Source organism: Pseudomonas sp. N-1-13 (assembly GCF_057787095.1).
On the sequence record NZ_JBYNRI010000001.1, the window covers coordinates 4717346 to 4737135 of the forward strand.

A 19790-nucleotide genomic window follows, 5' to 3' on the forward strand; every position below is an offset into this window, starting at 1 on the left:
GGGCTGTCAGGCTAGGATTTGTACGAAAAGTGCCTGCGCGACGATCATGCTGCGTTGAAAACAGGCTCGGAATGCTCATTGACAACCAGTCAACTCCGCTTCCTCGCCTGTTTTCGCCTTGCCTGATCGCCGCTCGGCGACTTTTCATACAAACCCTAAGGCGGCCAAACAAGCAAACGTATCGAGCCGGCCCGCCACAGCGCGCCGCCGAAAAAAGAGCCGCATTATCCTGTGATTGGGGGCGCCTGTCACTTCGCACGCTTTAACCCGGTGCTTAAAGCCACAATTTAGCGCTGTCGGTGGGGTTGTCAGGCCCTGGCGCCGGGGTTCAAACTGCGGCCTTTGTCGCCGGCAAGCACCGGCGCTTCTCTTATATAGAAGAAGCTCGCTCAGCGCGCCATTGTGTCGGCGCCTGGCATCTTGACCATTCATTCAGGGATCCGGACATGGAACTGGTTGTAAAAAGCGTCAGCCCAGAAACGTTGAAAACCGCCACGCTGGTGGTTGCCGTCGGTGAAAACCGCCAGCTCGGCGTCGTCGCCACCCAACTCGACAGCCTGAGCGGCGGTGCCATCAGCGCTGTGCTCAAGCGCGGCGACCTGGCTGGCAAAGTCGGCCAGAGCCTGTTGCTGCACAACCTGCCCAACCTCAAGGCCGAGCGCGTGATGCTGGTGGGCGTGGGCAAGGACGCCGAACTGGGCGACCGTCCGTTCCGTAAAATCATCGCCGGCGTGTTGGGCACCCTCAAGGGTCTGGGTGGCGCTGATGCCGTCCTGGCGCTGGACGAGTTGGTGGTCAAGGGTCGCGACAGCTACGGCAAAAACCGCCTGCTGGCTGAAACCCTGGTGGACGGCGAATACCAGTTCGACCAGTTCAAGAGCCAGAAAGCCGAACCCCGCGCCCTAAAAAAAATCACCCTGCTGACCATCAAGGCTGCCCAGGCTGAAGTTCAGCGTGCCGTGACCCACGCCACCGCGATCGCCAACGGCATGGCCTTCACCCGCGACCTGGGCAATCTGCCACCGAACATCTGCCACCCGACGTTCATGGGTGAACAGGCCAAGGCGTTGGGCAAGGAATTCAAGGGCTTGAAAGTCGAAGTCTTCGACGAAAAGAAAATCAAAGACCTGGGCATGGGCTCGTTCTACTCCGTCGGCCAGGGCAGCGCACAGCCGCCACGCCTGATCGTCATGCAATACAACGGTGGCAAGAAGTCCGAGAAGCCGTACGCACTGGTCGGCAAGGGCATCACCTTCGACACCGGCGGCATCAGCCTCAAGCCGGGCGCCGGCATGGATGAAATGAAGTACGACATGGGCGGCGCCGCGAGCGTGTTCGGCACCCTGCGCGCCGTGCTCGAACTGCAACTGCCGATCAACCTGGTGTGCATCCTGGCCTGCGCCGAGAACATGCCCAGCGGTAACGCCTCGCGTCCAGGCGACATCGTCACCACCATGAGCGGCCAGACCGTGGAAATCCTCAACACCGACGCCGAAGGCCGCCTGGTGCTGTGTGACGCCCTCACCTACTCCGAACGCTTCAAGCCGCAAGCGGTGATCGACATCGCCACCCTGACCGGCGCCTGCGTCGTCGCCCTCGGCGCCCACACCTCGGGCCTGCTGGGCAACAACGACGAGCTGATCGGCCAACTGCTCAGCGCCGGCCAGCAAGCCGACGACCGCGCCTGGCAATTGCCGCTGTTCGACGAATACCAGGAGCAGCTGGACAGCCCGTTCGCCGACATCGCCAACATCGGCGGCCCGAAAGCCGGGACGATCACCGCGGCGTGCTTCCTCTCGCGCTTCACCAAGAACCTGAACTGGGCGCACCTGGATATCGCCGGCACAGCCTGGACCAGCGGCGGCAAGGACAAGGGCGCCACCGGCCGGCCGGTTCCCCTGCTGACCCAATACCTGCTGGACCGCGCCAAGGCCTGACACCGATGACCGGCGTTGGCGTCGCCTTCGGGCGGCGCCAATGGCGGCTCAGGAACTGCAATGACCAAAGTCGATTTCTACATCCTGCCCAGCGCCGATCCGTCGGCGCGGCTGGATTTCGCCTGCAAGCTCACCGAAAAGGCCTGGCGCATGGGCCACCGCATCTACCTGCATTGCAGCGATGCCGCCCAGCGCGATGACCTCGATGCACGTCTGTGGGCCTTCAAGGGCGAGAGCTTCGTACCCCATGGCCCGGCCGAAAACGAACCCGAAGGATTGATCGTGCTCGGGCTGGGAGATGACTGCGGTCAGCACCAGGACTTGCTGGTCAACCTTGACCTGAAAGTGCCGCCTTTTGCCCAGCGCTTCGCCCGTGTGGCGGAAGTGGTGGTGGAAGACCCGGGCATCCGGCAAGCCGCGCGGGAGAGTTTCCGTTTCTACCGCGAACAGGGCTATCCTCTGCAAGACCACCGTTTACAGCGACTCTGAGCCCACGATGGACACTCCAAAACCGCCACAAAAGCCCACGCACCTGCTGGACGACCTCGAGTCGATCCGCCAACTGCTCGGCGACGACAACCTGCAACCACCGCTGTTGACCGATACGGTGGAGCACGAGCCCGAGCATGACGAGCAGATTCCACTGCTGTTCGAGCCGATCAACGGCCAGCCCGAACCCAAGCCGGCGCCCAAGGCCGAGGCCAAAGGCCCCGATGCGCTGTTGCACCTGGAAAGCGAACTGCGCGCCGCCGCGCAATTGATCATGCAAGACGTCATCGACGACTTCGCTCCGCACATCGAGACCGAGATCAAGCGCCGGCTGGATGCGCGGATGGAGCGATTGCTGAGTCAGTACGAATAACGCCCTCTGCCTCATTGTGAACATCCTGCGGGAGCGAGCCTGCTCGCGATAACGGACTGTCAGTCCCCATTGATGTTGAATCTGCTGGCCTCATCGCGAGCAGGCTCGCTCCCACAGGGTTCAACCGTGTCCGGCTTCTCGCTTGCTGCGTGTGGCTTGCATCTCCCCCGCCCGCTATACTTCCCGGCTTTTCCTGAATAAATGCCAATAGGGTCCCGCCGCGCATGGATAAGACCTACCAGCCGCACGCCATTGAAACTTCCTGGTACAACACCTGGGAGTCCGAGAATTATTTCGCTCCGCAAGGCGCGGGCGATTCCTACACCATCATGATCCCGCCGCCGAACGTCACCGGCAGCCTGCACATGGGCCACGGTTTCAACAACGCGATCATGGATGCCCTGATCCGTTTCCGCCGCATGCAAGGCCGCAACACCCTTTGGCAGCCGGGCACCGACCACGCTGGCATCGCCACGCAGATGCTGGTGGAACGTCGCCTCGAAGCCCAGGGCCAGAACCGCCATGACCTGGGACGCGAGAAATTCCTCGAGAAAGTCTGGGAATGGAAAGACGAGTCCGGTGGCAACATCAGCCGCCAGATTCGTCGCCTGGGCTCGTCCGTGGACTGGAGCCGCGAACGCTTCACCATGGATGACGGTCTTTCGGAAGCGGTGAAGGAAGCCTTCGTGCGCCTGCATGAAGACGGCCTGATCTATCGCGGCAAGCGCCTGGTCAACTGGGACACCAAGTTGCACACGGCCATTTCCGACCTCGAAGTGGAGAACCACGACGAGAAAGGCTTCCTGTGGAACCTGAAGTACCCGCTGGCCGACGGCGCCAAGACCGCCGAAGGCAAGGATTACCTGATCGTCGCCACCACGCGCCCGGAAACCATGCTGGGTGACTCCGCCGTTGCGGTGAACCCGAACGATGAGCGCTACCAAGCCCTGATTGGCAAGTTCGTCGAGCTGCCCCTGGTTGGCCGGCGCATTCCGATCATCGGCGACGATTACTGCGACCCCGAATTCGGCACCGGTTGCGTGAAAATCACCCCGGCCCACGATTTCAACGACTACGAAGTCGGCAAGCGCCACAACCTGCCGCTGCTGAACATCTTCGACAAGAACGCCAACGTGTTGCCGGCGGCCCAGGTGTTCAACCTCGACGGCACGCTGAACGAAAGCGTCGACGGCCAGATCCCGGCCGAATACGCCGGCCTGGACCGCTTTGAAGCGCGCAAGCAGATCGTCGCGGCATTCGACGCAGCCGGCCTGCTGGTCAGCGTCGATGATCACGGCCTGAAAGTGCCGAAAGGCGACCGCTCCGGCACCATTATCGAGCCGTGGCTGACCGATCAGTGGTACGTATCCACCAAACCGCTGGCCGAGCCTGCGATCGCTGCGGTAGAAGATGGCCGCATCCAGTTCGTGCCCAAGCAATACGAAAACATGTACTTCTCGTGGATGCGTGACATCCAGGACTGGTGCATCAGCCGCCAACTGTGGTGGGGCCACCGCATCCCGGCCTGGTACGACGAGTCAGGCAAGGTCTACGTCGGCCGCGATGAAGCCGAAGTCCGCGCCAAGCACAACCTCGGTCCGGACGTAGCTCTGCAACAGGACAACGACGTACTCGATACCTGGTTCAGCTCCGGCCTGTGGACCTTCTCCACTCTGGGCTGGCCGCAGCAGACCGAGTTCCTGAAGAAATTCCACTCCACCGACGTACTGGTCACCGGCTTCGACATCATTTTCTTCTGGGTCGCCCGGATGATCATGCTGACCATGCACTTGGTGAAAAACGAGGACGGCACGCCACAAGTCCCATTCAAGACCGTCTACGTGCACGGCCTGGTGCGCGATGGCCAGGGCCAGAAGATGTCCAAGTCCAAGGGCAACGTCCTGGACCCGCTGGACATCATCGACGGCATCGATCTGGAAACCCTGGTGCAGAAACGCACTTCGGGCCTGATGCAGCCAAAACTGGCGAAGAAAATCGAGAAGGCCACCCGCGAAGAATTCGCCGACGGCATCGCCAGCTACGGCACCGACGCCCTGCGCTTCACCTTCTGCTCGCTGGCGTCCACCGGTCGTGACATCAAGTTCGACATGGGCCGCGTCGAGGGTTATCGCAACTTCTGCAACAAGATCTGGAACGCCGCGCGCTACGTGCTGGACAAGGGCGAAGACTGCGGCCAGAACGGCGAAGCCTTTGAGCTGACCCTGGCTGATCGCTGGATTATTTCCCAGCTGCAACGCACCGAAGCCGAAGTGACCCGCCAGCTCGATCAGTTCCGTTTCGACCTGGCGGCACAAGCGTTGTACGAGTTCATCTGGAACCAGTATTGCGACTGGTACCTGGAACTGTCCAAACCAGTGCTGTGGGACGAAAACGCCCCGGTCGAACGCCAGCGCGGCACCCGCCGCACCCTGGTGCGCGTGCTGGAAGTCGCCCTGCGCCTGGCGCATCCGTTCATGCCGTTCATCACCGAGGAAATCTGGCAGCGTGTCGCTCCGCTGGCGGGCGCCCAAGGCAAGACGATCATGCTGCAGCCGTGGCCGGTGGCCAACGAAACCCGCATCGACCCGGCCGCCGAAGACGACATCGAATGGCTCAAGACCTTCATGCTGGGCCTGCGTAACATCCGCGCCGAAATGAACATCGGCCCGGGCAAACCGCTGAACCTGTTCCTGAACAATGCCAGCGCCGAAGACCTGCGCCGCCTCCACGAGAACGAAGCACTGCTCAAGAAACTGGCCAAGCTCGAATCGGTGACCGTCCTGGCCGCTGGCGAAGAAGCACCGCTGTCCGCCACCGCCTTGGTTGGCGAGATGGAAGTGCTGGTGCCGATGGCCGGCCTGATCGACAAGGCTGCCGAACTGGCGCGCCTGGATAAGGAAATCCTGCGTTTGAAGGGCGAAGTCCAGCGTGTCGGCGGCAAACTGTCCAACGCCGGTTTCGTTGACAAGGCGCCGGCTGAAGTCATCGAGAAGGAACGCGCCAAACTGGCCGAGGCTGAACAGGCCTTGGGCAAGCTGGCCGAGCAACATGCGCGGATCTCCAGCCTGTAACGGGGATTTGCAATGAAGAAGGAGGTCCTGATGGACCTCCTTTTTTATGCCTGGTACTTTCTAGTGAACACGCTTACCCCCTGTGGGAGCGAGCCTGCTCGCGATGACGGCGGTACATCCAACATTGGTGCAAGCTGACCCACCGCTATCGCGAGCAGGCTCGCTCCCACAGTAGATCGCGCCGATCGTTGCAGTTGGGTTCGCAGGGGCAGGATGTGGGACAATACCCGCCACTTTTTTGAACCCTCCCCGAATCGACCCGCACATGACCGCCCCTCGCACGCCCAAGCCAGCACGCTCCAAGCCCAAACCCGCCATCGAGGCCAAAGTGCCGCGGGAGAAAGCCAGCCTGCACCCACGCAATCGCCACCAGGGTCACTACGACTTCCCGGCATTGATCAAGTCCACGCCCGAATTGGCGAAGTTCGTGATCATCAACCCCTATGGCAAGGAAAGCATCGACTTCGCCAGCCCGGAAGCCGTAAGGGTGTTCAACCGGGCGCTGCTCAAGTCCTTCTACGGCATCGCCCATTGGGGCATTCCGGCCGACTACTTGTGCCCTCCGGTGCCAGGACGCGCGGACTACGTGCATTTCCTCGCTGATTTACTGGCCAGCCACAACGAAGGAACGATTCCACGCGGGGCGGCGGTGAAGGTGCTGGACATCGGCACGGGGGCCAACTGCGTGTACCCGCTGATCGGCTACAGCGATTACCGCTGGCATTTCCTCGGTTCGGAAATCGATCCGACGGCCATTGCCTCGGCCAAAGCCATTGTCCAGTCCAACGGGCTGAACAAAGCCATCCAACTGCGCCAGCAAGCCAACCGCAAGCAGATCCTGTTGGGTTTGCTGGAAGAGGCCGAGCGGTTCGACCTGACAATGTGCAACCCACCCTTCCACGCCTCCCTGGAGGAAGCCACCAAGGGCAGCCAGCGCAAATGGCGTGCGCTGGGCAAGGCCGACCCGAAGCGCAAGCTGCCGGTGCTGAATTTTGGCGGTCAGGCGGCGGAGTTGTGGTGCGAGGGCGGAGAGGCCCGGTTTGTGACGCAACTGATCGGCGAGAGCGCACAGGTGGCCAGCCAGGTGCTGTGGTTCAGCACGCTGGTGTCAAAGGCGTCGAATCTACCGGCGATTCAAACCGCCTTGAAAAAGGCCGGGGCGCTGCACAGCCAGGTGGTGGAAATGTCCCAGGGGCAGAAGCAGAGCCGCTTTGTGGCCTGGACCTTCCAGACCGAGGCACAGCAGCAGGCGTGGCGCCAGTCGCGTTGGGTTCGCAAGGGCTGAGTGGGAGCAAGGCCTTGCTGCCACAAATGCCCTGACCACAGACCACTTTTTCCAAGGCAATAAAAAACCGTGCCCGGATCACTCCGCAGCACGGTTTTCTTTTAAACGCGATCTTACTTGTTGATGCCATCGGTCAGCGCTTTGGCTGGAACGAACTTAACAACTTTCTTGGCAGCGATTTCGATGGCTGCGCCAGTCGAAGGGTTGCGGCCGGTGCGGGCAGGACGCTCGGTGACTTTCAGCTTGCCGATGCCTGGCAAGGTGATTTCGCCGCCATTTTCCAGCTGATCGGCAACGATCTGACCCAGTTGGTCCAAAGCGTTACGCGCGGTGGTTTTAGGCGCGTCGATAGCTTCAGCGATGTCAGCGATCAGTTGGTCTTTAGTAAGAGCCATGTAGTGTTCCTTCCCTATCAAATTCATATGGATTGCAGAGTGCAGTGTCAGCCATCGAGCCCGATCTCAGAGGATCAGACACCCTCGGTAATCACCACGACGGATCGGGGTAATAGATGCCGAAAACCGGGTTTGGTTCGACCTGACAAATGCTGAATGCACGCTTAACGCAGTGACTTCGCGTAAGACCGGGCAAAACTAGCACAACGCCTGTGAAATATCCGCCTCTAGCTACCCATTTGGTCAGCTTTCTTGCGCGAAAACGGTAAAAAAATGCATATGGCGTGTCGGACGGGTCTGAAAGGGGCTTTGCAGGGTTCCAAAACCAGTGATTGCGGTACACTGGGCCTTTTTGGGGGAGCGCGCCCTCCTCTCTTTCATCAGCCGAGAAATCCATGCCGATCCGTCATTGCATCGTCCACCTGATCGACAAAAAACCCGACGGCACGCCCGCCGTGCTCCATGCCCGTGACTCCGAGTTGAGCGAGTCCACGGCCATCGAGAACATGCTCGCCGACCTCAACGAGAGCTACAACGCCAAACAAGGCAAGGCCTGGGGCTTCTTCCATGCCGAGTCCGGGGCGCACCCGTTTAGCGGCTGGCTGAAGGAGTATCTCGACGGCGGCAAGGACTTCACCGCATTCAGTCGCGTAGCGGTGGAGCACCTGCAAAAGCTGATGGAAGAGTCCAACCTCTCGGTGGGCGGCCACGTGCTGTTTGCCCATTATCAACAGGGCATGACCGATTACCTGGCGATCGCCCTGCTGCACCACAGCGAAGGCGTGGCGGTCACCGACGAACTGGACGTGACCCCGTCCCGTCACCTTGATCTGGGCCAACTGCACCTGGCAGCGCGGATCAATGTGTCGGAATGGCAGAACAACAAACAGTCCAAGCAGTACATCTCGTTCATCAAGGGCAAGAACGGCAAGAAGGTCTCGGAATATTTCCGCGACTTCATCGGCTGCCAGGAAGGCGTCGACGGCCCCGGCGAGACCCGCACCCTGCTCAAGGCCTTCAGTGATTTCGTCGAAAGCGAAGACCTGCCCGAAGACGACGCCCGGGAGAAAACCAAGACCCTGGTGGATTACGCCAGCAGCCAGGCCAAGCTCGGCGAGCCGATGGGCCTGGAAGAACTGTCCGAACTGATCGACGAAGATCGCCCGAAAGCCTTCTACGACCACATTCGCAACAAGGACTACGGGTTGTCGCCGGAAATCCCGGCGGATAAACGCACCCTCAACCAGTTCCGCCGCTTCACCGGCCGCGCCGAAGGCTTGTCCATCAGCTTTGAAGCCCACCTGCTGGGCTCCAAGATCGAATATGACGAAGAAGCCGGCACGCTGATCATCAAGGGCCTGCCCACGTCGCTGACCGATCAGCTCAAGCGCCGTAACTGATGCTCGCAAAGGCCCTGAAGAAGTTTCTGCTGATTTTGCTGGTGGTTGTGGCGTACCAGAACTGGGGCAAGATCGAGCGGGTATTCAATCCCTCGCAGATGCTGCCAGAACAGATCCGGGCCGATGCCCGGGTCGTGCTGTACGCCACCGACTGGTGCGGTTACTGCAAGGCGACCCGGCGGTTCCTGGATGAAAAAGGCGTGCCCTATCGCGAGTTCGATATCGAGAAAGACGCTCAGGCGCGCAAGGCCTATGAGGCGCTGGGCGGGCGCGGGATCCCGATTCTGGATGTAAATGGCACGCTGATTCGTGGTTTTGAGCCGCAGAACATCCTTGAGGCACTGTCCGCGAAATAGGTTTGTCCGCTAGCGATGATGCTGGATCGGATGGCCTCATCGCGAGCAGGCTCGCTCCCACAGGGATTCGTGGCGGACGCCAAGCCTGTTACCACTGCAAATCCAGTGTGGGAGCGAGCTTGCTCGCGATGGCGGTGGTCCAGTCAGAGCGCCAGCCCTGGGTAGACGGTAAGCGCCCATTAGTCGGGACTGTCAACTCCTACAGTATCAATGCCTGAAATAGCGTTCATTTTTTATATGCCCCCTCAGCCGAAGCCGTCGCTGAGCCGAACCTCTTGCGAGAACGCCTGAACAGACGGAGCATATAAAATGAACTCGATACAGCACTACCCAGCCCGAAACCGCGTTATAAAAAACACCCACCGCGCCCTGGTGTTGTCTTTCATTGCGATCTACGCCGGTTCCGCCTCTGCCGCGCAATACACCTGCCAACTCTTCCTGCCACCGAATCAAACCGTCATACAGACCACCACCGTTTTCAACGGGAGCAGCACGAGCGATGCAATCCGCCGCGCCACAACGATCTTCGACCTGCAAGGCCTTATTCCTCCCAATGCGCCACACCTGGTTCTATGCGAGCTGTAATATCGGGTGATCGCTTCTGGAATAAACGCCCGGAATTGCCTGCTCCGGGCGACAGATCGACTTTAATCGAGCGCCTGACTTTCTTATCAGGTTGATAATTGAAAACCCAGCCGTGGAAAGTGCACATGCACCACACCGCCAAGCGCGTCTTCGCGACGCAGGATCAGCTCTTCACGACCGGCAAATAACAACTCTCCGGCCACCGGGTCGACGCCATAATCGGTTGCGGCAATCGTCACCTGCTGCCCTTTCGTGAACCCGTTCGGTTCCTCGAATGACTCATCCGGCAGCGCTGCCGGCGCAGCGTTGCGAGCCACTTCCAAAGCCTCTTCGGAACTCATCGCGTTCGACGCGCCATGGCCAAAACCCAGCACTCGCGCCAACCATGCCGAGATCGCCGGGTAGGTGTCTACCAGCGGCGAAGTCACCGCAGTGCATTTGAGAAACCACAGAGGGTGAGCCATGGCGAAGTCGGCAATCGATGGATCGCCCAACAGAAAGTCACCCTCCTCGCGCTGCAACTGTTGCTCAAGACGCGCCATGATCGTGGGCCATTGGTGCTTGGCCTGTTCGGCAGACAGGCGCGTGGTGGTACCGCCACTGAACAGCCCGGCCCGATCGCTGATAAACGTCTTGATGACTTCAGGCGGCAACTTGGCGAAACGCACCGCCACCGACTCCGGCTGAAACACCAGGCTTACCGCATGTTGAAACACCACCGAATCGGCCCATGCGGCAAAAGACGCTGCAATCATCTCCCGGCCTTCGGGAAACAACGCCGGCGAAGCTTTTTCCTGCTCCAACCGACGGGCGATCAGCGCCGTGTCGCAATAGATATCCGCGCCGATCTGCAATACCGGGGTCTTGCGGTAGCCGCCCGTCAGTGCCGTCAGGTCGGGCTTGGGCATCATTGGCGGGATATGCACCGAACGCCAGGACAGGCCCTTGAAACCCAGTAACAAGCGGGCTTTCTCGGCGAAGGGAGACGTCGGGTAATGATGAAGAATCAGCTCTGACATGAGGTTCGCCACTGCGGGGAGGAAGTCCCGCAGCTTAGCGTGCCATGATCCGACAGCCTACCCTTCTGATGAAGCCGTATCAGCGCGGTTGATGGAACATCGATGCGCTCGCCACCAGGCACTCCTTGGCGCTTTTCTTGAGTTTCTTGATCAATCGCTCCTGGCGCAGGGCTTCACCCTTGTCGCGACAGGCTTCGGTGTACACCAACGCCACCGCCGGGCTGGAAAGGAAAAAACGCGCGCCCTTGCCGCTTTGATGCTTGGCGAAACGCCGTACCGGATCATCACTGATGCCGCAGTACAGCGAACCGTTGGCGGCCCGCACCAGGTAGACGAACCAGGGTTTGCCCGGTTCGGCTGCAGCTTGCCCTGGCAGGTCGGAGGATGGGTTGGCGGTCGTCACAGGATGTTCAGCAGACGTGTAGAAAACAAGCCGCAATCTTATCAGCGACTGGCCTGAAACGCCCGTAGCCCCTTGAGGGCCTGGGCTCTGACGGCATTGCGCACCAGCGGCGTCCAGCCCAGCAGCAGGCCCTTGGTGCCCAATGCCTGGCGGGACCAGCGCCACAGATCAAAACTGTCATGGTGCTCGCAAATCTTGCCGTCGCGAAACACGAACCGTGCCTGAATGTCATTGACCACCGTGTTGCCGGTCTGACTGAACAGGTAAGTCGCCACCCAGTGGGCACCGCCGGTACGCTCATCGCTGCGCACGTTATCGAAGGTCAGGGAAAAATCCTTGGCCCGAGTGGTGAGCATGCGCCACATGTCGCCGGCATCGCGCCCGCGCAGTTCACCAAACGCCGGGTCGCTGAACACCACGTCGTCGGTGTAGCAGGCGCTCATGGCGTCGGCATCCAGACGCTGGAAGGCCTGGTAGAAGCGGGTGATCAAGGCGTTGTGGGCATCACTCATGGACAAGCTCCGAAAATCTTCAGTAGAGCTGCACGATAATCTGCTCTGGCGAGGAACACTATCGTCATTCGCCATGAAAATAACATCAGCGAAGATCACTGACTCTTTCGCTGCTGACCCCGACATATAGCGCCCGGCCGGCCCCGATGCCCGCGATGATCGCGCCCAGGCCAATCACACCGAAGATCCAACCCAGAGCACTCCAGCCGCCGGTCCAGTCGTGGACCACCCCGACCGCGAACGGCCCCATGGACGCCAATGTGTAGCCGAACCCTTGGGCCATGCTGGAAAGATTCGCCGCCACATGGGCGTCCCGCGAGCGCAGCACGATCAGCGTCAGCGCCAGGCTGAACGTTGCTCCCTGCCCAAGCCCCAGCAGGATCGCCCAACCCCACAAGCCTTCAATGGGCGCATAGAGACATCCAAACAGCCCGCCCAGGGTCATGACCATGACGATCACAATGGCCAGGCGTTGATCCTTGCCCCGAGTCGCCAGCCAGGGCGCCGCCAGGGAACTGATCAGTTGCACGATGACCGAGCCGGACAACACCAGCCCGGCCTGGGTCGGCGTCAGGCCACGGCCGATGAGGATCGACGGCAGCCACCCGAACACGATGTAGGCCAGGGACGACTGCAACCCCATGTACAACGTCACCTGCCAGGCCAACGGGTCACGCAGCAAACCGCGAACCCGATATGCCACCTGATGAGCACCGTGTTTCTGGCCCACTTGCGGCAGCCAGAACACGGCGGCCAGCAGCGCCGGCACCACCCAGAACCCCAGGCCCATCGCCCAGCTGTGATTCAGATGCTCGCTCAACGGCACGGTGGCCCCGGCCGCCATCGCCGCCCCCAGGCACAGCGCCATGGTGTAGACGCCGGTCATGGCGCCGGCGTGTTTGGCGAAGTCACGCTTGACGATGCCCGGCAACAGCACACCGATCACACCAATGCTCGCGCCGGCCAGGATGCTGCCAGCAAACAGGCCGATCTGGCCGAAAGAACTGCGCAAAATGATCCCACCGGCCAGGGCCAGCAAGATTCCCAACACTACCCGTTCAGCTCCAAAGCGCCGCGCCAGCACCGGCGCCAGCGGTGCGAACAGGCCCAGGCAAAGCACTGGCAGCGTCGTCAGCAAGCCGGCCTGGGCAGCCGACAAACCAAGGCTTTTTGAAACTTCACTAAGCAATGGGGCCATGCTCGACAGCGCCGGACGCAGGTTCAGCGCCACCAGGATCAACCCGAGCAGTAACAGCCAGGGTTTGCGCAGCAATGGAGGGGCCTGCTGGGTCTGCTCATCGTCGGTTTCGGCGTCGATCAGCAAATGTTCAAGCTCTGCGGCGCGTTTGGGCGTCGTCGGGGTCATGCGGTCAAGCGTATCGCGGGACATGGAAAGCTCTGGTTCAGGGTTCATTGATCAACTGTCGACGGAGGGCCTTGGCCCATTGCCGAACCTGTTGTTCGACAGCGTCGAGGATTCGATGTGCAGATCGAACACCGGTTGAGGACGAGGACGAAGCTCTGGCGCCACTGCGCGCCGATGACGCTTGGGAAGTCACGATAGCCTTCGCTGAGCGCAGGGGTAGGCAGCATGGGTTGAATTTTCTGACAGATTAGTCAGCTTCTTGTAGGACGGCAACCGCCTAAGGTCAATGCGAGGGAAAAGGAGCGAAATTTTCGATTGGTCAAAATTACCCCTTAAGGGTAATTTTAAGGACAAGGCATACAGTTCTATGGAAAAGAGCACACCCCACTACGACCTGGCAGTCGTCAAGGCCGAAGTCCTCAGGCTGGGGAACAAGGCATTCACAATGAGCGCTCAGCAAGGCGCTCGAAGAATGTCGTTAAGCACTGCCCGGATGCTGCAAATCATGGCCTCGCTGGAGTACAGGATGTTGCACAAATCGATGACGACCTATGCCGATCATCGAATCTGGCAGGACGTTTATCACACCACATTTCAGGATCGGGAGATTTACATCAAGGTGACCTACCGCCCTGGCGGTGGGCATCCGGTAGTCTCCTTCAAGGAGAAAGACCAATGAAAACGCAGCAATGTGTCAACTGCGGTACTCAAGACGCCATGCAACACTTTGAGGGCCGCAGCTTTACCATCGACTACAAGCAGGTAGCACGGCAGGTGCACGACATCGCCGGATGGGAGTGCCGGGTCTGTGGTGAAATCGAATTTGATCACGACACCGACAGCGCGCAACGTTATTCCCAGGCGAGCGATCAGTTGCTCGAAGATTGTGCCCAGGCGATGGCGGCGGAGATGAAACGCATCCGCCGCAAACTGCACCTCACGCAAAAAGACGCGGTGAAACTGCTGTCTGGCGGCGGACACAACGCCTTTTCCCGTTACGAGCGTGGCGAAGTCGCCCCACCGCAACCACTGTTCATGCTGATGCGCCTGCTCGATCGTCATCCCCACCTGATGGCGGAAGTACTCGCACTGAGCGAGGGCACCGATTTGAAGCAGTTGTTGACTACCCGCCATCCGGAACAGGCAACCGTTCTGACACCCTGAATCCCAGGCAAAAATAAACCCGGACAAGTCCGGGTCTATTTCAATGCCTAAGGCCGGATCAATGCAGAATCTGGCTCAGGAACAGCTTGGTGCGGTCGTTCTGCGGGTTATCGAAGAAGTCGTTCGGCGCGGCCTGTTCGACGATTTCGCCCTTGTCCATGAAGATCACACGGTTGGCCACGGTGCGGGCAAAGCCCATTTCGTGGGTCACGCAGAGCATGGTCATGCCGTCTTCGGCCAGGCCGATCATGGTGTCCAGAACCTCTTTCACCATTTCCGGGTCGAGCGCTGAAGTCGGTTCATCGAACAGCATGATTTTCGGTTTCATGCACAGGGCACGGGCGATGGCCACACGCTGCTGCTGGCCGCCGGAGAGCTGGCCCGGGTATTTGTGCGCCTGCTCTGGAATGCGTACGCGCTCCAGGTAATGCATGGCGATTTCCTCGGCCTTGCGCTTGGGCATCTTGCGCACCCACATCGGCGCCAGGGTGCAGTTCTGCAGGATGGTCAAGTGCGGGAACAGGTTGAAGTGCTGGAACACCATGCCGACTTCACGGCGGATCGCTTCGATCTGCTTGAGGTCGTTGGTCAGTTCCACGCCATCGACCACGATGCGACCCTGCTGGTGTTCTTCCAGGCGGTTGAGGCAACGGATGGTGGTGGACTTGCCGGAACCCGACGGGCCGCACAGCACGATACGCTCGCCCTGCTGGACGTTCAGGTTGATGTCTTTCAACACGTGGAACTGGCCGTACCACTTGTTCACGCCCTGCATCTGAATAATGCCTTCAGGGCTCACAGGCTGTTTGATCGCTTCACTCATAAACTACGCTCCTAACGCTTGTGGCCAGTGTCCAGCTTGCGTTCCAAATGCATGGAATAGCGGGACATACCAAAACAGAAAATCCAGAACACCAGGGCGGCGAACACATAGCCTTCGGTGGCCATGCCCAGCCATTTCGGGTCGGCGGCAGCTTGTTTCACGCTGTTGAGCAGGTCGAACAGGCCGATGATGATCACCAGGCTGGTGTCCTTGAACAACGCGATGAAGGTGTTGACGATACCCGGGATCACCATCTTCAGGGCTTGCGGCAGAATCACCAGGCCCATGCTGCGCCAGTAGCCCAGGCCCATCGCCGCGGCCGCTTCGTACTGACCTTTGGGAATGGCTTGCAAGCCGCCACGCACCACTTCAGCCACGTAGGCCGACTGGAACAGGATCACGCCGATCAGTGCCCGCAGCAGCTTGTCGAAGTTCATGCCTTCAGGCAGGAACAGCGGCAGCATCACCGAGGACATGAACAGCACCGTGATCAACGGCACGCCGCGCCAGAATTCGATGAAGGTCACGCAGACCACACGAATCGCCGGCATGTTCGAACGCCGCCCCAAAGCCAGCACGATGCCCAACGGCAAAGCCCCGGCGATACCGACGGTGGCGATCACCAGGGTCAGCATCAGGCCGCCCCATTGGCTGGTCGGCACGGTGGTCAAGCCGAATACACCACCGTGCAACAGGCACCAGGCGATGATCGGATACAGCACCAGGAAACTCAGGCCGTAGACCGCCTTGCGCGGGAAGCGCGAGATGAACAGCGGAGCCACACCAATGACAGCCAACCACACGGTCAGGTCCACGCGCCAGCGCAGGTCCGTCGGATAGTAGCCGTACATGAACTGGCCGAAGCGCTGCTGGATGAACACCCAGCAGGCGCCCTCCTTGGTGCAGTCAGCCTGTGTGGTGCCGACCCAGTTGGCGTCGAGGATCGCCCAACTGATGATCGGTGGAACGACCAGGTAAATCAGGTAGAACGCAAACAACGTCAGCAAGGTGTTGAGCCAGCTGGAGAACATGTTCGCGCGCATCCACGCCACCACGCCGATGCTACTGCTCGGTGGGGGCATGTCAGGTTTGAAAGTATGGGATGTCATGCGCGTTTTTCCTCACCGCTCGATCAGCGCAATGCGCTTGTTGTACCAGTTCATCAGCAGGGAAATGCTGATACTGATCGCCAGGTACACGCTCATGGTGATCGCAATAACTTCGATCGCCTGCCCGGTCTGGTTCAGCACCGTACCGGCAAACAGCGAAACCATTTCCGGATAACCGATACCGGCCGCCAGCGAGGAGTTCTTCGCCAGGTTCAGGTATTGGCTGGTCAGCGGCGGGATGATCACGCGCAGGGCTTGCGGGATGATCACCTTGCGCAAGGTCGGACCGTTACGCAGGCCCAGGGAATGGGCGGCTTCGGTCTGGCCGTGGCTGACCGACTTGATGCCCGAACGCACGATCTCGGCGATGAACGCCGCGGTGTACACCGTCAGTGCCAACGTCAATGCCAGCAATTCGGGAATCAGCACCCAGCCACCGACGAAGTTGAAGCCCTTGAGTTCCGGCATTTCCCAGTGCACAGGGGCTCCGAAGACCAGGGCGCACAGCGCCGGGATTACCAGGAACAGCGCCAGGCCCACCCAGAATTTATGGAACGGCTCACCCGTGGCTTCGAAACGCTTGTTGGCCCAGCGGGTCATCAGCACGATGGCGACGATGGCCAGCACGACGCTGATCACGAATGGCCAAAACCCGTCCGCCACCAGCGCGGCCGGCATGTTCAGGCCCCGGCTGCTGACAAAGAAGGTGTCGCCGAAGTTATGGGCGGCGCGCGGCCCCGGCATGGTGAGGAATACCGCGAAGTACCAGAACAGGATCTGCAGCAGTGGCGGGATATTACGGAAAACCTCCACATACACCGTTGCCACTTTGGCGATGATCCAGTTTTTCGACAGTCGGGCCACGCCGACAATGAAACCGAGAATCGTCGCCAGGATCACGCCGATGAACGTCACCAGCAGAGTGTTGAGCAACCCGATGACAAAGACGCGGGCATAGCTGTCCGCTTCGGTGTAGTCGATCAGGGTTTGAGCGATGCCGAACCCGGCACTGCGCTCCAGAAAGCTGAAGCCGGAGGTGATGCCCCGGTGCTCTAGGTTGGTTTGCGTGTTGTCGAACAGAAACCAGCCCAGTGAAACCACCGCCACAATGGTGACGATCTGAAATACCCAGGCACGCACGCGTGGATCGCTGAGGCTAAGCCTCTGCTTAGGTGCGCCGATTGAATTTTGCATGAAGTGCCCCGCAAAGAATGGAACAGAACATCACCCGGTGGTTGGCCCACCGGGTGATAGAACCATCAGCGCACTGGTGGTGCGTATTGAATGCCGCCGTTGGTCCACAGCGCGTTCAGGCCGCGATCGATTTCCAGCGGGGTGCCTTTGCCGAGGTTGCGCTCGAACACTTCACCGTAGTTACCGACTTGTTTGACGATCTGGACAACCCAGTCTTTGGGCAGCTTCAGGTCTTTACCATATTCACCGTCAGCGCCGAGCATACGGGCGACGTCCGGGTTCTTGGTGGATTTGGCTTCAGCTTCAACGTTCTTCGAAGTGATGCCGGCTTCTTCGGCGTTGAGCATGGCGTAGCCAGTCCAGCGCACAACGGCCAGCCACTCGTCATCGCCGTTACGCACGACCGGGCCCAGTGGTTCCTTGGAAATGGTTTCCGGCAGAACCACGTAGTCCTTCGGCGCGGCCAGCTTGCTGCGCTGGGCAAACAGCTGGGACTTGTCGGAGGTCAGCACGTCGCAACGACCGGATTCCAGCGACTTGGCGCTTTCATCGGAGGTGTCGAAGGTGATCGGGGTGTATTTGAGGCCATTGCCACGGAAGTAGTCGGAGACGTTCAGCTCGGTAGTGGTACCGGCCTGGATGCAGATGGTTGCACCGTCCAGTTCCTTGGCGCTCTTGACGCCCAGCTTGTTGTTTACCAGGAAGCCGATGCCGTCGTAGTAGGTGATGAAGCCTGGAAATTTCAGGCCCATGCCCGCGTCACGGGAACTGGTCATGGTGGTGTTGCGCGAAAGGATGTCGATTTCGCCGGACTGCAGCGCGGTGAAGCGCTCCTTGGCGTTCAACTGGCTGAACTTCACCTTGGTCGCATCGCCAAACACAGCAGCCGCCACGGCACGGCAGAAGTCCGCGTCAATGCCGAGAATCTTGCCACTTGCATCGGGTACCGAGAAACCCGGCAAGCCATCACTCACGCCACATTGCACAAAGCCTTTCTTCTGTACGGCATCCAGGGTTGCACCCGCCTGAGCGAACCCGCTGACGCCGAGCACTGCTGCTGCAGTTACGACGGCCAGGGTGGATTTCAGTAACTTCATTCAAACCTCCAGTTTTGCTCTTGTTGTGTCGGAGCTCGAGCCCTGTCGCACCCTTATGGGGCATTGCCGACCCTTGTTGGCTTTTTTTAGGGTCAACCGACGTCTGGACCTTCGCTATGAGTCTAATAATGAGAATGCCCCTAAACAGGGCGCCTGCCTCATCTCTCACCAATCGGCCGAACGGGCTGTAGCCCTTCACGTTCGCGAAGCCCGTAGCGGCTATTGGCGAACATCCATCACCGGATTTCTGATATCCCATGCGGCGCGTCAAGCTGATAGTGTTACCGCGCAGCGTAAGAATCATCACTCAAGCTACCTCAAAGCAAACGCCGTACCACACCGCTGCGCTTGACCCTTATGAGACACGTCAAGACAAAAACTTTTAAGATTGCGACATCTAATTAACTGAGGCACCGGGCCCGCACTGTAATAACGCACTGAATGAGCGCGCCCGCACAGATTTGGAGCAGACCATGACCGACCCCTTGATTCTCGAGCCCAGCGGCATCGCCGACGCGTGCGTCATCTGGCTCCACGGCCTGGGCGCCGATCGTTACGACTTCCTGCCGGTAGCCGAAATGCTGCAGCAAAGCCTGCTCACGACACGTTTCGTTCTGCCTCAAGCGCCGACCCAGCCGGTGACCATCAACGGCGGCTACGCCATGCCGAGTTGGTACGATATCCGCGCCCTGAGCCCCGCGCGGGCCATCGACGAGCAACAGCTGGAAGTGTCGGCGCAGCGGGTCATCGACCTGATCGAAGCCCAGCGAGCCCTTGGAATAGACGCCTCGCGGATTTTCCTCGCAGGTTTCTCCCAAGGCGGCGCGGTGGTCTATCACACCGCGTTCGTGAAATGGCAGGGTCCATTGGGGGGCGTAGTCGCGCTGTCCACTTATGCACCGACTTTCAGCGAAGAACTGCAATTGTCGGCCAGCCAGCAGCGCATTCCGGTATTGGCGCTACACGGCCAGTACGACGAAGTGGTACTCAACCCCATGGGGCGGACCGCGAAAGAGTATTTGAAACAGCATGGTGTCACCGTGACATGGCAAGAATACCCAATGGGCCATGAAGTGTTACCCGAAGAGATTCGCGACATCGGCACCTGGCTGAGCGAGCGGTTGCGCTAAGCGGGCGTGAGGACATGTCAACCCCTTGACGATCACACTACGCCGCGCCCGTTTCTTGCATTACACTGGCCGGCGTACATTC

20 protein-coding genes are annotated in these 19790 nt (G+C 60.0%); 11 read left to right on the forward strand and 9 right to left on the reverse strand.

The window, feature by feature from the left end:
- The first annotated feature begins 446 nt into the window (after nucleotides 1-446).
- From AC3I65_RS21145 to rlmF, 5 genes are all read left to right on the forward strand, one after another.
- Nucleotides 447-1937: a leucyl aminopeptidase gene (locus tag AC3I65_RS21145; RefSeq protein ID WP_488524128.1), complete on the forward strand. Its 1491-nt coding sequence runs from the start codon at nucleotides 447-449 to the stop codon at nucleotides 1935-1937.
- Between the two features lie 60 nt (nucleotides 1938-1997).
- Nucleotides 1998-2426 carry a DNA polymerase III subunit chi gene (locus tag AC3I65_RS21150; protein ID WP_047228876.1) on the forward strand — a complete coding sequence of 143 codons (429 nt, stop codon included), beginning with the start codon at nucleotides 1998-2000 and terminating at the stop codon, nucleotides 2424-2426.
- Between the two features lie 7 nt (nucleotides 2427-2433).
- Nucleotides 2434-2799, forward strand: coding sequence for a hypothetical protein (locus tag AC3I65_RS21155; RefSeq protein ID WP_047228875.1), 366 nt, complete (start codon nucleotides 2434-2436; stop codon nucleotides 2797-2799).
- A 224-nt stretch (nucleotides 2800-3023) separates the two neighbouring features.
- Nucleotides 3024-5870, forward strand: coding sequence for a valine--tRNA ligase (locus tag AC3I65_RS21160; RefSeq protein ID WP_139049213.1), 2847 nt, complete (start codon nucleotides 3024-3026; stop codon nucleotides 5868-5870).
- A 265-nt stretch (nucleotides 5871-6135) separates the two neighbouring features.
- A complete protein-coding gene (rlmF, locus tag AC3I65_RS21165) occupies nucleotides 6136-7155 on the forward strand; it encodes a 23S rRNA (adenine(1618)-N(6))-methyltransferase RlmF (protein ID WP_107321924.1) in 1020 nt (339 codons plus the stop codon).
- 113 nt (nucleotides 7156-7268) lie between these two features.
- Here rlmF and AC3I65_RS21170 read toward each other — a convergent pair whose 3' ends face one another.
- Nucleotides 7269-7550 carry an HU family DNA-binding protein gene (locus AC3I65_RS21170; protein WP_047228872.1) on the reverse strand — a complete coding sequence of 94 codons (282 nt, stop codon included), beginning with the start codon at nucleotides 7548-7550 and terminating at the stop codon, nucleotides 7269-7271.
- A 395-nt stretch (nucleotides 7551-7945) separates the two neighbouring features.
- On the opposite strand from AC3I65_RS21170, the gene yejK reads away from it, so the two are divergent.
- The 3 genes from yejK (at nucleotide 7946) to AC3I65_RS21185 (ending at nucleotide 9891) form a co-directional block, all read left to right on the forward strand.
- The gene (yejK, locus tag AC3I65_RS21175; protein ID WP_047228871.1) at nucleotides 7946-8950 is read left to right on the forward strand and encodes a nucleoid-associated protein YejK; all 1005 of its coding nucleotides are present in this window, start codon (nucleotides 7946-7948) and stop codon (nucleotides 8948-8950) included.
- On the forward strand, nucleotides 8950-9306 hold the full coding sequence (locus AC3I65_RS21180) for a glutaredoxin family protein (RefSeq protein ID WP_047228870.1): 357 nt from the start codon (nucleotides 8950-8952) through the stop codon (nucleotides 9304-9306). The genes yejK and AC3I65_RS21180 overlap by 1 nt, the downstream gene beginning before the upstream one ends.
- A 309-nt stretch (nucleotides 9307-9615) precedes the next feature.
- Nucleotides 9616-9891: a hypothetical protein gene (locus AC3I65_RS21185; RefSeq protein WP_047228869.1), complete on the forward strand. Its 276-nt coding sequence runs from the start codon at nucleotides 9616-9618 to the stop codon at nucleotides 9889-9891.
- 86 nt (nucleotides 9892-9977) lie between these two features.
- Here AC3I65_RS21185 and AC3I65_RS21190 read toward each other — a convergent pair whose 3' ends face one another.
- The 4 genes from AC3I65_RS21190 to AC3I65_RS21205 form a co-directional block, all read right to left on the reverse strand.
- Complete coding sequence (locus AC3I65_RS21190; protein ID WP_488524129.1) at nucleotides 9978-10910, reverse strand: glutathione S-transferase family protein; 933 nt, start codon at nucleotides 10908-10910, stop codon at nucleotides 9978-9980.
- Nucleotides 10911-10989: 79 nt separating this feature from the next.
- Nucleotides 10990-11313, reverse strand: coding sequence for a GIY-YIG nuclease family protein (locus AC3I65_RS21195; protein ID WP_076383632.1), 324 nt, complete (start codon nucleotides 11311-11313; stop codon nucleotides 10990-10992).
- 41 nt (nucleotides 11314-11354) lie between these two features.
- A complete protein-coding gene (locus AC3I65_RS21200; RefSeq protein WP_047228866.1) occupies nucleotides 11355-11825 on the reverse strand; it encodes a nuclear transport factor 2 family protein in 471 nt (156 codons plus the stop codon).
- Between the two features lie 85 nt (nucleotides 11826-11910).
- Nucleotides 11911-13239 (reverse strand): CynX/NimT family MFS transporter, encoded by a 1329-nt coding sequence (locus tag AC3I65_RS21205; RefSeq protein ID WP_076383631.1) that lies wholly within the window; start codon nucleotides 13237-13239, stop codon nucleotides 11911-11913.
- Between the two features lie 319 nt (nucleotides 13240-13558).
- Between AC3I65_RS21205 and AC3I65_RS21210 the strand changes: the two genes are divergently transcribed.
- On the forward strand, nucleotides 13559-13870 hold the full coding sequence (locus AC3I65_RS21210; RefSeq protein ID WP_047228864.1) for a type II toxin-antitoxin system MqsR family toxin: 312 nt from the start codon (nucleotides 13559-13561) through the stop codon (nucleotides 13868-13870).
- On the forward strand, nucleotides 13867-14355 hold the full coding sequence (locus tag AC3I65_RS21215) for a type II toxin-antitoxin system MqsA family antitoxin (RefSeq protein WP_047228863.1): 489 nt from the start codon (nucleotides 13867-13869) through the stop codon (nucleotides 14353-14355). Before AC3I65_RS21210 ends, AC3I65_RS21215 begins: the two co-directional genes overlap by 4 nt.
- A 58-nt stretch (nucleotides 14356-14413) precedes the next feature.
- On the opposite strand, the gene AC3I65_RS21220 is transcribed toward AC3I65_RS21215, so the two are convergent.
- The 4 genes from AC3I65_RS21220 to AC3I65_RS21235 all read right to left on the reverse strand — a co-directional run bounded on the left by AC3I65_RS21220 (nucleotide 14414) and on the right by AC3I65_RS21235 (nucleotide 18578).
- A complete protein-coding gene (locus tag AC3I65_RS21220) occupies nucleotides 14414-15178 on the reverse strand; it encodes an amino acid ABC transporter ATP-binding protein (RefSeq protein WP_047228862.1) in 765 nt (254 codons plus the stop codon).
- A gap of 11 nt (nucleotides 15179-15189) precedes the next feature.
- Nucleotides 15190-16287, reverse strand: a complete 1098-nt coding sequence (locus AC3I65_RS21225; RefSeq protein ID WP_047228861.1) for an amino acid ABC transporter permease — start codon at nucleotides 16285-16287, stop codon at nucleotides 15190-15192.
- A gap of 12 nt (nucleotides 16288-16299) precedes the next feature.
- Entirely contained in the window at nucleotides 16300-17481 is a 1182-nt protein-coding gene (locus AC3I65_RS21230) for an amino acid ABC transporter permease (protein ID WP_047228860.1), read from the reverse strand.
- 65 nt (nucleotides 17482-17546) lie between these two features.
- Entirely contained in the window at nucleotides 17547-18578 is a 1032-nt protein-coding gene (locus tag AC3I65_RS21235; protein ID WP_047228859.1) for an amino acid ABC transporter substrate-binding protein, read from the reverse strand.
- 473 nt (nucleotides 18579-19051) lie between these two features.
- On the opposite strand from AC3I65_RS21235, the gene AC3I65_RS21240 reads away from it, so the two are divergent.
- The gene (locus AC3I65_RS21240) at nucleotides 19052-19708 is read left to right on the forward strand and encodes an alpha/beta hydrolase (RefSeq protein ID WP_274089982.1); all 657 of its coding nucleotides are present in this window, start codon (nucleotides 19052-19054) and stop codon (nucleotides 19706-19708) included.
- Nucleotides 19709-19790: the final 82 nt, after the last annotated feature.